Here is a 13,898-nt window from a genome sequence, read left to right on the forward strand (position 1 = left end):
TCTTCTGGCCGGAAATATCCCGGGGGGTCCGGGGGGCTGGCCCCCCGGCGGCACGGCGTCGACACCAGCGCCTCACTGCGCCGCATCCACAGGCCCATCCTCCGGCGCCTGCCAGCGCACCTTCCACTCGATGAGCGGGCGCAGGCGCGACAGCTGCACCGGCTTGGTGAGCACCGAGAACCCCTCGCGCGCGCCGCGCTTCAAAAGATCGTTGCTGCGGTCGGCGGTGATCATGATCGCCGGCACCTGCACGCCGCACTCGGCCCGCACCGCGGCGATGGCCCGATCCCCGGTCTCGCCATCGTCGAGCTGGAAGTCGGCGAGCAGGATGTCCGGCGCCATGCCCATGTCGCGCACATGGGTCAGCGCCTCCGCCGCCGAGCGCGCCGCGAACACGCTCGCCCCCCATTGCTCCAGCTTTCGGGTGAAGGCATACAGCACATCCGGGTCGTTCTCGATCACCAGGATGATGTAATCCATCTCGGCCTCGACCACCGCCGGCGTCTGCTCGCAGCCCTGCTCCGGCGCCGCATGCCGGCCCGCCGCCGCCTCCATCTCGACCGAGAAGACCGAGCCGATGCCCGGCTTCGAGCGCACCCGCACCTTGTGGCCGAGATGGCGGCAGGTGCGGTCGACGATGGACAGGCCCAGCCCCACGCCCGAGCCGAGCGGCACGTTGTCTGCGCGGGCGAACTCCTCGAAGATCCGCTTCTGGTCCTTGCGGCTGATGCCGATGCCGGTGTCCCAGACCTGCAGCTCCACCGCCCCGCCCTTGCGGCGGCAGCCCACCAGCACGCGCCCGCCCTCGGGGGTGTATTGCAGCGCGTTGACCACGAGGTTCTGGATCGAGCGCAGCAGGTAGACCGGATCCGAGCGCACGAAGACCATGCTCGGCACCACGTCGAGCTGCACCCCCTTGCGCTGCGCCACCGGGGTCTGATCCTCCCAGACGCTGCGCATCAGCGTGCCGAGGCAGACATCCGAGGGTGTCAGCGAACGGTCAGCCGATTCCAGCCGCGAGATGTCGAGCAGCGAATGCAGCAGCTGTTCGATCGAGGAGAACGAGCCGTCGAGCCGGTCGACCATCGGCGCGAAGCGGGTCTCGGCGGCGCTGTCCTTCAGGGTCGCGATCAGCAGCTTGGCGGCGTTGATCGGCTGCAGCAGGTCGTGGCTCGCGGCGGCGAGGAAGCGGGTCTTGGACGAGACCGCCGCCTCGGCGCGTTCCTTGGCCACGCGCAGCTCCTCCTCGACCCGGGCCATCTCGGCAAATTGCTGGCGCAGCTGTGCGTTGGCATGGGTCAGCTCGGTGGTGCGCTCGGCCACACGGTTCTCGAGCATCACCGTGGCGCGTGTCTCGAGCGTCACGTCCTTGAGCTCGAGCAGCACACCGCCGTCGGGCAGCCGGTGCGCGTGCAGGTCGAGCATCCGGCCCGTGGCATGGCGCACCCGGCGTCGCAGCCGCCCCTGCCGCTCGAGCCGGTCGAGCCAGTAGCCGATATCGAAATCCTCGGCCTCGGTGATCAGCGCATGCTGGGCCACGAAGTCGAGCATCCGGTGCAGGTCGGAGCCCTGCTGCAGCATGGTGTAGGGCAGCCCCAGAAGCTGGCGGAACTGCTGGTTGTACATCATCACCTCGCCCTCTGGCGAGAAGGTGCAGACCCCCGAGGTCATGTTCTCGAACACTGCCTGGAGATAGTCCGCCTGTCTGTCGATAAGGCTCTCCTTCTCCGAGCGGTTGCGGCGCACGATGGTGGTGATCTCGGTGAGCAGCAGCACCATGTTCTCGGCGCTCGTGCGCTGGAGGTTGATCTGGTACCAGCGGTCGCCCACCAGCTCGATCACCAGTGACACCACCGAGGCCCCCACCCTGCCCCGCCGCGCCTGAGCCAGAGCGGTGTCGAAATTGCCCTCCACGGTCACCAGGTAGAGGCTGTCGGACATGGCGGCGAAGCAGGCGTCGATCTCCAGCCCCGGCTGCAGCCGCTCCGAGATGTCGGGCAACAGCGCCTGGAAGATGTCGTTGCAGACCTCGAGCCGCCCGGCGGTGAACAGCGCCACGCCCCCATCCATCGCGGCCATCGCGTCGGCGAGGTTCTTGCGCATGCGCTGGGTGTCGTCGCGGGCATGGCGCAGCTCGTCGGTGGTGCGCTCGAGATCGCGGGTCTTGGCCCAGATCTGCCCCTGCAGCGCAATGGCCGACTGGAAGGCGCCATAGGCCGAGCTGCCGACCTCGTGCTGCCGGTTGGCACGCCGCATCAGCGCATCGATGATCTTGGCCTGCCGGGCGAGCTGGATGTCGAGCGGTTCGTCCGGATCGATCATGCGAAGGCGTGCCTCCCCGGCTCGAAGAAGGCCACACCCACGAAGGTCTGATTCACGTGGACCCCGCAATGCTGCTCGCCATAGGTGTTGAAGCCCAGCACCCGGCGACGACGGAAGATCTCGCTGACCTGCGTGGTGAGCTGCTTCTGCTCGATCTCGAGCTTGCGCAGCACGCAATCGAAGCCCAGGACGAAATCCGGCGCCGCCTCGCGCGGGCCCTTCACGTCGAGCTCGGCCTCCAGCGTCTCGAGGATCTCCTTGCCGCGGCCCAGCGTCAGGATCAGCCCGTCATCGATGGCGCCAAGGAACGACAGCGCATGCGCGCCCGGCGCGTCATGCACGGCGCGCACGTGGTAGTTCATGTTCTGGCGCACCAGCATCGGGTTCTCGGCAAACACCTCGGGCGAGAGCTGCTCCACCGGGCAGCCGACGATGCGCGCATATTCGAGCGCTGCCGGCGCGCCGTTGATCTCGAGCACCAGCCGCTCGTCGGGCAGCGCCTCGGTCACCACCATCTGCTCCTCGGTGGGCAGGAAATGATCGAAGCCCAGCCCCTGAAACGCGAGGTCGGTCTCGAGCAACAGCAGCAGCGCGGCATTGGTGTGAAAACGCCCCTCATGCAGCACGAAGGTTTCCCGGAAGGCCAGGTTGTCGCCCGCCGATCCGCCGAACACCGGCACCTCTCCGAGCGCCGCCTCGAGCGTTGCGACCAGCAGGTCCTCCTGCTTCGACAGCCCGTCGGCAAAGATCAGCGCCAGCCGGTTCCACCCCGCGGTGCGGCGGAAGCGGGCCGCATGGGTGCGCAGCTCGCTGGCGATGGACTTCATCGACATCGGCTTGAGCGGCGCGATCAGCATCGAGGCACAGCGGAAATGCGCTCGCGGGAAGGCGAGCAGCAGCAGCGCCTCAGTTTCGTAGCCTTCGGTGGTGATCGTGCCAGCCGTCGTGCAGCCAAAGACCGGCACCCCCCCTGCCCCGGCCTCGAGCGCGTTCGCCACCGCCTCGAGCGACAGCCCGTCAGGGACGAAGGCGAGCAGGAAGCAGGTCTCGGGCAGGTCGATCCCGGCCAGCGCCTCGCGGACCGCCGCCTGCGCGTTGGTGTCGCGCGACACGGCGACCTGTACGAAGCGCGGCGGCGTCTGCTCGTCGCGCATGGCTCAGCGGCTCAGAAAGGCCTGCGCGTCGGCCTCGCCGGCGCCGATGGCGGTGGCCGGGGCCGAGTTCTCGACCAGCACCGCCGCCTGGGTGCGGTTCTGCACCCCGAGCCGGCGCAGCAGCGCGGTGATATGCGCCTTCACCGTAGCCTCGGCCAGCGACAGCTCGTAGGCAATCTGCTTGTTGGGCTTGCCGGCGCAGATCAGCTTCATGATGCGCTGCTGCTGTGGCGTGAGCTCGGCGAGCTTCGGGTGCAGCGCCTCGAAGGGCACGTCCCCCGTGCTGGACGCGGCACTGCTCTGGTAGCCCGGGTGCACGTAGGTCGCGCCGCTGGCGATATCGCGCAGGGCCTGCCGGAGCATCGGCGCCGGGGCATCCTTGGGCAGGAAGCCCGCCGCGCCCTCCGCCATCAGCGCCTGCACCACCTGCGCCGAGGTCAGCGACGAGATCACCAGCACCGGCACATCCGGCAGCGCCTCGCGCAGGCGCTGAAACCCCGAGATCCCGCAGACATCCGGCAGCTTAAGGTCGAACATCACCAGATCGGGCGAGACGCCATTCTCGATCATGGTCAGCGCCGCGCCCAGCGTCTGGGCCTTCTCCATCCGGCAATCGGGAAAGACCAGCTGGATCGCAGCCGCCAGCGCATCGCTGTAGAGCGGGTGATCGTCCACGATCACGACCGATCGCACGGCACCCGGCGAACGGGCCTCGGTAACGTCTTTCATTGAAATGTCCTCCCGGGTCGGAGGTTAGCGCAGGATTTTTCGTTCGCGCAATGGTGTTGTGGGCGCCCGGCCCTCGCGGCGGGTTTCCGCGGAGCCGGGGGCGATTGTCAGCCGTCTACTTCAGAGCGCCGCTCTGCTTGGCAACATGGGTTGCGATGGCATCCATCAGCGGCGGCGACAGGCAATCGTAGGGCTCGAGCCCGAGCTCGCGCAGCCGGCCGCGGATCTCATCCATGCGGTCCGGGTCGACCCCGGATTCGATGATCGAAGACACGAAGGCCGCGAACTCTGCCGGCGACCAGCCCGATTGCGGCGACAGCTCGGTATGGACGAAATCGAGCCCGTGGAACGGATGCCCGGTGTTCTCGATCCGGCCATACATGTGCACACCGCACCCCTTGCAGGCATGGCGCTGGATCGCGGCCGAGGCATCGACGATCTCAAGCTTTTCCTCGTGTTCGGTGACCTTGAGCTTGTCGCGTCCGACCACCGCCACTTGGCTGAAGATCGCCTCCTTGGGCTTCCAGCACTTGGTGCAGCCGCAAACGTGGTTGTGCGCGGTCTGCGCCTCCACCGTCACCACCACCTGATCGCTGGGGCATTTGCACTTCAGCGTGCCACCCGAAAAGCCGGGGGTCGCTGGCTTCACCCCGTCGTCGATTGCGGGGTGTATCTTCACATGCGTGTATTTCGGCGGCACGCTGTCGGTGTCGCCGCCAAAGATCTTGTCGAGAATTCCCATCTGTTGATTTCTCCTCCCTGTGAGGCGCCGCCTCCATACGGCGCCCGGTCGCGAGGGTGCGCCCGGTCCGAGATTCGGGCAATGCAACCATTCGTATCGGCCCAAAGTCGGAAACGCCGACTTTCCGAGCCCTCACTGCGCATTTATCGAAGACAAATGCCAGTTCAGCGGGTCAATGGGGCGAGATTCTCGGATAAACGCGGGAGAATCGCAAAGTTCGGCATTGTAAGCCCGCAACTTTCGCCCTCTTAGCCCTGCTGCGACCAGTCCGAGCGCAAAACCCGCGCCATCGCGTCGGGTGGCAGGCAGGCATCGAGCGAAATCGCGCTGGCCCCGGCCAGATCAGGGGCCGGGTGATCGTCCTGCATCTCTCCCGTGAAGGAAAGGTCGGTGATCCGGATCAGCCGCAGCACATGGGTGTGACCGAGCATCCCGAGACGCCGGGACAGCGCCGCTCCGGGTGTCTCGAAGCCGGAGGCGATGACAAGCTCGCCATCGGTTGTCAGCCGGTCCAGAGAGACGAGGCTCCGATCAAGCGGCGGATCGTCGAGGCATCCGGCCATGGCATTCGCCGCCGCCAGATCATGCGCCCGCACCAACTCCGAGATCACCTCCGGCATTGCCCCTGCCCCGGCAGCCGGCGCGACAAGCACGGGCGCGCCCGACCCGATCGCCAGCAGTCCCACTTGCCCGCCAGCCTCGGCCACCCGCCAGCCGACCAGCACCAGCGCTTCGGCGGCGGCTACGGAACGAAACGCCCGGATCAGCCCGCGCAGCATCGACGGCCGGAAATCCGCCACCAGCATGGTTTGGCACGGCTCCCAGCTCTGTCGCCCGCTCAGCGCGACCTCACGTAGAGCAAGCAGATCGCGGCAATGAAGCGTCGCGCCGGGGACATCGAGGGCCGCCGTCATGCGTCGGGTCCGTCAATCTGGGCAAGAGGCGTCGAAGTCGGGCTCATCATCGCTCTCAAGGTCGCTGCGGGCCGAGCCCGGGGAGCTTCAGTCTAGCCAAGCGGTCGATCTGCCGGAACACAGCCAAGGGTCGCAACGCATTGTCAGCCGTTTTGCTGGATTGCCGGGCTGACAAAATACTAACTGATTGAAAAGACGCATTTTTCAGGATTGTCAGCTGACAATCCCCGGATTTCTGCTGGTTTTCAGGTGTTTTTGGAGGGTTTGGGCCAGACCGGCCGGCATTCGGGCCCGATTTTCCGCCTCGACGAAAGAGGCCAACCACTCGACGCTTCTTTGCGAAGAGGCCGTGCTTATCCTATGCCGGACCGGGCGCTCTCTCGCAAGCCCCTCCTCGACATGCCAGACCGGTTCGCAGAGGGGTTTGGCGTTTTGACCCGGACCTGCGCATCCCTTAGGCATCACGCGCTTTCGCTTCAGCTCGGAGCCGTGTCCCTGAGGCGCACAGTCGTAAGGATTGCTGACTGAAGTTCCGGCAACCCACGACTAGGCAAGGGCCGGCGTTGGCGCGCGTCGGCTGGCAGCTGCAAGCATCGCACTGACCGAGAAGCTGCCCTTCCGCGCCACCTGTGTCAGCCGTCGCAGATACGCACCTGGCTTGCGGATTTCGCTGGCCCGTTCGAGCAGGCAAAGCACCGTCACGGCAGCCCGCTCATGCCCCATGATCCGTTGCGCCTCCTGTAGCACCGGCGGGTCGATCCCCAGCATGGGCGCAAGCCTCTGCGAGATCGAGACGACATCGTGCCAGCCTCGCGGCTGATCTGGGAAGAAAGCCCGATATTCCCGACAGGCGTCGGTGATCATCGGAACGGTGATCGCATTCTGCGTCTCTGCAGATCCCGAGCTTTCCGTCGGCGCAGCGTCAGATGTAGGCGCGGACTCAGAGTCAGAAATAGCTTTATCTGTTTCTTGTATGTGCCGCTCATTCCGGGCGACGCTGGCGCTCATTTTGGTTGTTTCGGTGATGGGCTGAAGGGACGGCTCGACGAGTTCCGGGGTAGGGAGTGCAGCTTCGAGCCGGCTCACAAGCTCGGCCAGATCCTGTTCGGAGGCTCGGCGGCGCAGCATCAGGCGCGCCGCGTCGATCAGAACGTCCGGAGCATCTTCTTCGGCCAGACGTTGGCGCAGCATCCCAAGCCGGGCGCGCAGGACGGCGATCCGCTCGCGCTGCGCGGTGACGGATGCCGCCGCAGAGGCCAGGGTCTCGGCATGACGGGCGAGGGGGGAGAGATCGAACCCGAAAGCGATCCCGATCACTCCGGACTTGCTGCGGGCATAGCGCTTGCGGTTGGGGCTGTCGTGACGGCTGATAACGCCGGTCTCGACCAGCTTCGCCAGGTGCCGGCGCAACGTGCTCTCGGGCATGCCGGAAAGCCGCTCCGACAGGACGCGGTTCGACGGGAACACGATGGCTTCGTCGGGATCGGCGGGCAACTCTCGTTCCGGCCAGAAGGTCAGCAGCGCCTTCAGCACCGAAAGCGTGCGGTGGCCCAGGCCAAACGCCTCGGCGCCGGTGGTCAGGTCGCGCAACAGGGCCCATTTGTCGGACATAGGTGTAGCGGGCCGTTGCGAGGCTTCCGATGACGGCAGACAAGCCGCAACCGGTCGCCCGAACGGGGGTCGGGACGTGTTTTCCATGTGACATTTCACGAAAGACAACAATTCTCCGCCCCTGCACCGAGATGCATGGTTGACAGAGTCCGGGTCTGGCGGCTAACTCAAATTGCTACGTTCGAGAAGGGCCTTCCGGGATCAATCCTGGGGGGCTTTTCTTTTTGTCGCCTGTCCTCTCGTGCCTCCTTGTTATTCGTTCACTGCTCTCAGTCCTCCGACCGGGTGCTTTGCCAGCGGTCGTGAAGCTCTTTCATGATTTCGTCCGCCTGCCCGTCGAGCCAGCGGTCGAAGCCGTTCGCGGTTTTCGACGGCACGGTCAGGGTCAGGCCCCGTCCGGTGCTGCGGATTTCGGCCAGCGGCGCGCCATCCACCGTGCGCAGGGTTCGCGGACGCGGGGCAGGGGCCTTGGCCGGGGCCGTGGTCTTGCGCTGCGCGGCGCCGAACACTTCCTCGAAGCGGGCGTCTGAATCGAGCGCCTCGAAGCCGGGCGCGTCCATTGCCGTCTCGACGCGGGCCTGCGCGGCGTCCTCTTCCAGAAGCTTGGCGAGGCTCATCCAACGATCGCGCCCGATGCCGGGGGCCGAGCCGATGCGGCGCAGGAAAGGCAGCGAGAAGGCCGTGCCCACCTTGAGCATGCGGCTGACCATCGGCAGGTCGATCGACAGCGCCGCGGCGATCGTCTGCCGGTCATAGCCTCCGTCCTGCAGCTGCGCCGCGAAGCTCGCCTTTTCGACGAAGCTCAGGTCCTGCCGCGAGGTGTTTTCCTGGCCCTGCGCCATGACCAGTGCGTGGTCGTCGAGCTGGCGCACCATCGCCTTGATCTTGAGGCCAAGGTCGCGCAGCGCCCGCAGGCGTCGGCGGCCATAGACGATCTCGAAGCGTCCGGCGTTCTTGGGGTGGGGGCGCAAAAGCACGGGAACCTGCTGACCATAGGTCTGCAGGCTCTCTTTCAGCTGGTTTTGCGCCTCATCGTTGATCCCGAGCCGGTCTTCGTAGCCGGCATCGTCGATCAGCGCCGGCTCCACCTCCTGCACGGCGTTTTCCTGCAGCTTGGTGAGCGAGGATTGCAAAGCGCCGACCGCCCCGCGGGGCATCATCCGCGCCTCGGCGGCGGATTTTCGATCGGTTGGCGCCGGTCCGCCGCCCAGCGGCGTGATGCGTGGTTCGAGAATTCCCTTGCGTGCCATCAGCGTCCCCATGCTTTCTGAATGAGAGACTCAATCTCGTCATTGACCTGATTCAGTGAATCCACCGCACGGTCATAGGTGTTGCGGTGAAACTGGCTGCGGTCGACCTCGTAAACGGTCTGCTGCGTAAGACCCGCATCCGAGATCGCCGTGGACTTGAGCATGGCATTGACCATGACCTCCTCGCCGAAGAGCTGGCGCAGGAAAGCCACGACCTGCTGCTGCGGGCCGTCATTGGGCTCGTATCGGTTGATCATGAAACGCAGGAAGTCGAACTCCATGCTGGCGCCGGCATTCGACACCACGTCGAGCAGGTCGGCGCTCATCTGCAGGAATTGCGACATCGAGGCGATGTCGAGCATGTTCGGAACGATGGTGATCAGCACCCCGGTCGAGGCGCAGAGTGCCGACATGGTGAGATAGCCGAGCTGCGGCGGACAATCGAAGATGATCACGTCATAATTCGCCTCGACCTCCTGCAGCGCCGCGGCCATGCGGGCAAAGAAGGCGGGTTGGACGTTGGTCATCAGGGCCTGCGGGGTTTCATGCTCGAATTCCTGCAGGATCAGTCCGCCGGGGGCCAGGTCGATGCCGGTGAAGAAGGTCGGCTGGATGATCTGGCTCAGCGGCATCGGATCATCGTAGCGGATCGCGTCGTAGATCGTGCCCGACTCGAGGAAATCATACTCGGGGCGGTAGCCGAACAGCGTGGTCAGCGAGGCCTGCGGGTCGATATCGACGCACAGCACCCGGTAGCCCTTGAGCGCGAGGCGCTGCGCGGTGTGGATCGAAGAGGTGGTCTTGCCCGAGCCGCCTTTGAAGTTGAGGAAGGACAGCACCTGCACCTTGTCGCCCTCGCGGCGGCCGCGCAGGTAGGTGCCCTTGGTCTTGGCAGTGCTGTCGAGCACCTTGCGAATCTCGAGCACATCGGCGGCGGAATAGTGTCGTCTTCCGCCCGGCGTGGTATGGACCTCGGGGATGCGGTTGTCGAAATGCAGCTTGCGCAGGAAGCTGGCGGAGATGCCGAGCAGCTCGGCCGCTTCCCCGGCGGAGAAGCGTCTGAGTTCCTTGCGCGCGTCGGGGGCGAAGACCTTCAGCATGTGGTCTTCCAGCGCCGAAGTCAGTGCCTCGGCGTTCTCCCGTACACGGGCGTTGATATGAATGGTATCCGCCACGTCTGCCCTCATTTTCGGTAACGCTGTTTTTCGTCAGCGCTTTTATTACCGTTTCTTTACGCAAGAGAAGGGCAGGTTGTCCACAGTTTCCTTCGGTTGCGTGGCAGGGCAGGGGGCCCGCCCCTCCTGAGGCAGTTCAGGTGCCAAGTGCAATACTGTGGGTAAATCTCTGAAAAATATCAAAGTTTTTTGAACTTCGTGCTGCAAGTCACGGAAAAGGCGGTCTTTTTCGAAGTTGCCCCCAAACAACGCACGTCCGGACGAATTTGTCAGCACACCGAGTCGTTTGGGCCTTTTTCGAATAGGGCAGGGCGCTCCGATTCTGAGCCGAAACAGAGCCTCTTTCGGCTCTTTGCAGCCCCGCATGGCGATGTTTGCCGAAACAGGCTGCTATTCGGCGGGCTCAGGGGCCTTGCCGGGCGCGGAACGATAGATCAGAGCGGCGTATTCCGCGGCCGCGTGGGCGTCGGCGCGCGCCTGCAAGTCGACATGGTGGGGCGACTTTATGCACACCGGGTCGGTGGCGGCCGGATCGCCCGCGAGCGCCATGGCCTGGCAGCGACAGCCGCCGAAATCGACGGTCTTGCGCTCGCAGGAGGAACAGGGCTCTGGCATCCAGTCGGTGCCGCGATAGGCGTTGAAGGCGGCGCCGTCGTACCAGATCTCCGAGAGGGGCCGCTCGCGCACGTTGTCGAAGCGCAGATGCGGGATGGTCTGCGCCGCGTGGCAGGGCAGCACCTGTCCGTCGGGCGCAACGTTGAGCCCGGTCGAGCCCCAGCCGCCCATGCAGCGCTTGGGGTAGTCGGAATGGTAATCGGCCGGCACGTAATCGATCACCAGCGTGCCCTTCAGGCGCAGCCGCGCCTCCTGCACGATCCGCGTTGCCTCCGCGGCCTGTTCGCGCGTCGGCATCAGGGCGTCGCGATTCTTCAGGGCCCAACCGTGGAACTGGACGGTGGCAACTTCGATGCGCCGCGCCCCCATCTCGACCGCCATCTCGAGCGCGCGCGGCAACTGGTGCAGGTTGCGCCGGTGCAGCACCGCGTTGAGCGTCAGCGGGAAGCCGATCTCGGCGATCCACTCGGCCACCTGCATCTTGCGCTTGAAGCCGCCCTTGTAGCCGCCGATCTCGTCGGCCATCTCCGGGGTCGTGCCCTGTAGGGAAAGCTGCACATGGTCGAGCCCGGCCGCGTCCAGCGCCTTGAGGCGGCGTTCGGTCAGGCCGATGCCGGAGGTGATGAGGTTGGTATAGAGCCCCGCCTCGCGCGCCGCCTGCACCAGGTCCTCGAGATCGCGGCGCGTGGCTGGCTCGCCGCCGGAGAGGTGCAGCTGCAGTACGCCGAGATCGGCGGCTTGAGCGAAGACGCTTTTCCACTCCTCGGTGGAGAGCTCGGCATCCTGCCGCGCCATCTCGATGGGGTTCGAGCAATAGGGGCAGGAGAGCGGGCAACGATGGGTGAGTTCCGCCAGCATGGCGATGGGGGGGCGGGCTTTGGTCATGGCTGGGCCTCCGGGCGCCGAGAAGTGGCGCGATGGTATTTCGATGCTGTGACGCGGTGTCGAGCGCCTTTGTCGGAACCAGGCACAGGAGGTCTCACGCCACCTCGAGGAACCGCCGCTCCCTCAGAGCGCCGAGAAAGCCGGCGCTGTCCTTGGCGATCTGCTCCTGCGGGGCGTTGTACTTCGCTGCAAGCCCGGCGGTGATCTCACCGAAGCTGCGGCTCCCGTCGACCTCCGACAGGATGGCGTGGCCGACCTGGTCGAGGGTGATGGCGCGTTCGGGCGCCAAGAGCACCCAGGTCTCGCGCACCCTGTCCCAGTGCAGGCGCACGCCGCGGGGCAGGGTGGGGATCTCGGCGGGCTGCATCATGCCGCCTGCGCGTTGGCGAGCCCCTCGCCGGGCTGCCACGCCCCGGGCGGGATGCGGGCCGGGTCGACATAGGCGCCCCACAGCGCGTCGAGCTGCGACCAGAGCACATCGGTCTTGAAGATCAACGCCTTGGCGGCCGCGTCCTGCTTTTCCTGCGTATCGGCATGGTCGAGCACCCATTGCAGCCCGAAGGCCACGTCCTTGGGCGCTTCCTTCAGCCGGTTGCGGAAATAGGAGAGCGAGGAATCGTCGGCGAACTCATAGTTCTTCAGAAGCCCCTCGATGCGGTTGGCGTGGATCTTGGGCGCAAACAGCTCGGTCAGAGAGGCCGCCACCGCCTCGAGCAGGGTCTTGTCGCGCACGAAGCGCACATAGGCGTCGACGGCGAACTTTGTGGCCGGCAGCACGCCCTCGCAGGAGGCGACATAGTCGGGATCGAGCCCCACCGCCTCGGCGAGCCGCAGCCAGCGGCGGATGCCGCCCTCGTTGGTCTCGGTGCCGTCGTGATCCTCGATGCGGCTCCGCCAGGCGCGGCGCAGGTCTGGGTCCTCGACACGGGACATGAAGGCCGCGTCCTTCATCGGGATCGAGTGCTGGTAGTAGTAGCGGTTGATGACCCAGGCGCGCACCTGATCGGGGGTGCAATCGCCGCCATGCAGCTTGTGATGGAACGGGTGCAGATCGTGGTAGCGCTCGGCGCCGATCTGGCGCAGCCGGGCCTCGAATTCCGCGTGTGTCTGGGTCATGCCGTCACCTCCATACCGTCCTGACCGATGATCCATCCCGCATCCTCCGCCGCCCGGCGCTCCTCCGAGCCGGGCCGCAACACGGGGTTGGTGTTGTTCATGTGGACAAAGACCTTGCGGCCGATCTCGAGCCCCGCGAAGGCCGCGATGGAGCCGTCCTCGCCGCTCATCGACATATGGCCCATGCGCTTGCCGGTCTTCTGCCCGAGCCCTGCGCGCACCATCTCGTCATCGCGCCAGAGCGTCCCGTCGAAGAAGATCAGCGAGGCGCCGCGCAGGCGCTGGCGCAGGGCGTCGTTCAGGAGCGCGCAGCCGGGAATGTAGAACACCGTCTCTGTGTCTGTCTTCAACTCGACGCCGACGGTCTGCTCGCCGACGAGGTCTGTCTCGACGGTCTCGCCCTCCATGTAGAGCGGCACCTTGCCGGGCACGGCGAAGAGCGTGGCGGTGAGCCCGGGAACGATCTCGGCAGGGGCCTCGAGCGCCACGTTGGCGCGGGTCACGACCGAAGGGTTCAGGGCGGAAAAGATCGGGTTCTCTGCCAGCACCTCGTGGATGCCGGCGGTCGCGAAGAGCGTGAAGGGCTGCATCTCGCGCAGTGTCAGAAGGCCAGCCACGTGGTCAATATCGCCATTGGTCAGAAGCACCGAGCGCAGCGGCATGTCGCGCAGGCCGGTCGGGTGCAATTCGTGAGTGGCGGCCAGTTGCGCCCGGATGTCGGGCGAGGCGTTCAGGATCGCCCAGTTTTCACCGTCCGCCGAGACGGCGAGGGAGCTCTGGGTCTGCGAGGGAATCTCGCCGGCCCGTGCGAGCCGGCAGTTCTCGCATCCGCAGTTCCATTGGGGCAGTCCGCCCCCAGCTGCGGCTCCGAGAATGCGCGCGCGGAATTGCATCACGTCCTCCCGCGCGCGGCTGATCAGAACAGGACGCCGTCGTCGTGTTCCGGGCCATACATGTTAATTTCCATGCCGCACTCGATCTCGCGGATGACAGGCTTGTTCCAGGCCATGAATCTCTCCTCCTCTTGGATTCCGGTGACTCGGTTGAACAGGGTCAGCTTGGCAAAGAGGAGGGGCGGCTGGCTATTCTTATCTTCTAAGAGAGGGGGAGACTTTGGTCGGTAACATGGGGCGAATTTGCGACGAATTGGTTGGTTTTGCCGGGGTGGCGCCGCTCCTGAGGGGGAAGCCGCGCGATCGCCGGCCCGCGGGGTGGCGCTCAAAGCTTGGAGTCCCTTGATTTATCCGGGCCACGTCCGAAGGACCTCGAAGCGAATTGATGATTTCACCATATCGCCAGCCCGGGGGGCGGGCCGGCGATCGCGCGGCGGCCTGCGGCCTTGATTCCGCGCGGGGAGCTTCGCGCTCCGGCGGTACTGGGCGGAC

At 65.8% G+C, this 13,898-nt stretch carries 13 protein-coding genes; all 13 read right to left on the reverse strand.

From position 1 onward, the window contains the following. Positions 1-72 precede the first annotated feature (72 nt). A complete protein-coding gene (locus R2601_RS21315) occupies positions 73-2,322 on the reverse strand; it encodes a PAS-domain containing protein (RefSeq protein WP_007802631.1) in 2,250 nt (749 codons plus the stop codon). After that, positions 2,319-3,476 (reverse strand): FIST N-terminal domain-containing protein, encoded by a 1,158-nt coding sequence (locus R2601_RS21320; RefSeq protein ID WP_007802634.1) that lies wholly within the window; start codon positions 3,474-3,476, stop codon positions 2,319-2,321. Before R2601_RS21320 ends, R2601_RS21315 begins: the two co-directional genes overlap by 4 nt. A 3-nt stretch (positions 3,477-3,479) precedes the next feature. Further along, complete coding sequence (locus R2601_RS21325; protein ID WP_007802636.1) at positions 3,480-4,205, reverse strand: LuxR C-terminal-related transcriptional regulator; 726 nt, start codon at positions 4,203-4,205, stop codon at positions 3,480-3,482. A 115-nt stretch (positions 4,206-4,320) separates the two neighbouring features. After that, entirely contained in the window at positions 4,321-4,947 is a 627-nt protein-coding gene (gene gfa, locus R2601_RS21330) for an S-(hydroxymethyl)glutathione synthase (RefSeq protein ID WP_007802638.1), read from the reverse strand. A gap of 248 nt (positions 4,948-5,195) precedes the next feature. Continuing rightward, a complete protein-coding gene (locus tag R2601_RS27465; RefSeq protein ID WP_007802640.1) occupies positions 5,196-5,861 on the reverse strand; it encodes a DUF58 domain-containing protein in 666 nt (221 codons plus the stop codon). Between the two features lie 546 nt (positions 5,862-6,407). Next, positions 6,408-7,559 carry a plasmid replication protein RepC gene (repC, locus tag R2601_RS21340; protein ID WP_083793998.1) on the reverse strand — a complete coding sequence of 384 codons (1,152 nt, stop codon included), beginning with the start codon at positions 7,557-7,559 and terminating at the stop codon, positions 6,408-6,410. A 182-nt stretch (positions 7,560-7,741) separates the two neighbouring features. Then, on the reverse strand, positions 7,742-8,722 hold the full coding sequence (gene repB / locus R2601_RS21345) for a plasmid partitioning protein RepB (protein ID WP_007802646.1): 981 nt from the start codon (positions 8,720-8,722) through the stop codon (positions 7,742-7,744). Continuing rightward, positions 8,722-9,897 carry a plasmid partitioning protein RepA gene (gene repA / locus R2601_RS21350; protein ID WP_007802647.1) on the reverse strand — a complete coding sequence of 392 codons (1,176 nt, stop codon included), beginning with the start codon at positions 9,895-9,897 and terminating at the stop codon, positions 8,722-8,724. Before repA ends, repB begins: the two co-directional genes overlap by 1 nt. A 390-nt stretch (positions 9,898-10,287) precedes the next feature. Then, entirely contained in the window at positions 10,288-11,397 is a 1,110-nt protein-coding gene (pqqE, locus tag R2601_RS21355; protein ID WP_007802649.1) for a pyrroloquinoline quinone biosynthesis protein PqqE, read from the reverse strand. A gap of 94 nt (positions 11,398-11,491) precedes the next feature. Beyond that, the gene (gene pqqD / locus R2601_RS21360) at positions 11,492-11,767 is read right to left on the reverse strand and encodes a pyrroloquinoline quinone biosynthesis peptide chaperone PqqD (RefSeq protein ID WP_007802651.1); all 276 of its coding nucleotides are present in this window, start codon (positions 11,765-11,767) and stop codon (positions 11,492-11,494) included. Beyond that, positions 11,764-12,513, reverse strand: coding sequence for a pyrroloquinoline-quinone synthase PqqC (pqqC, locus tag R2601_RS21365; protein ID WP_007802653.1), 750 nt, complete (start codon positions 12,511-12,513; stop codon positions 11,764-11,766). Before pqqC ends, pqqD begins: the two co-directional genes overlap by 4 nt. Continuing rightward, the gene (gene pqqB, locus R2601_RS21370; protein WP_007802655.1) at positions 12,510-13,406 is read right to left on the reverse strand and encodes a pyrroloquinoline quinone biosynthesis protein PqqB; all 897 of its coding nucleotides are present in this window, start codon (positions 13,404-13,406) and stop codon (positions 12,510-12,512) included. The genes pqqC and pqqB overlap by 4 nt, the downstream gene beginning before the upstream one ends. Positions 13,407-13,429: 23 nt before the next feature. Continuing rightward, entirely contained in the window at positions 13,430-13,522 is a 93-nt protein-coding gene (gene pqqA / locus R2601_RS21375; RefSeq protein ID WP_007802657.1) for a pyrroloquinoline quinone precursor peptide PqqA, read from the reverse strand. Between the last annotated feature and the right edge of the window lie 376 nt (positions 13,523-13,898).

Origin of the sequence: Salipiger bermudensis HTCC2601 (assembly GCF_000153725.1) — a bacterium.
Classification (GTDB): Bacteria; Pseudomonadota; Alphaproteobacteria; order Rhodobacterales; family Rhodobacteraceae; genus Salipiger; species Salipiger bermudensis.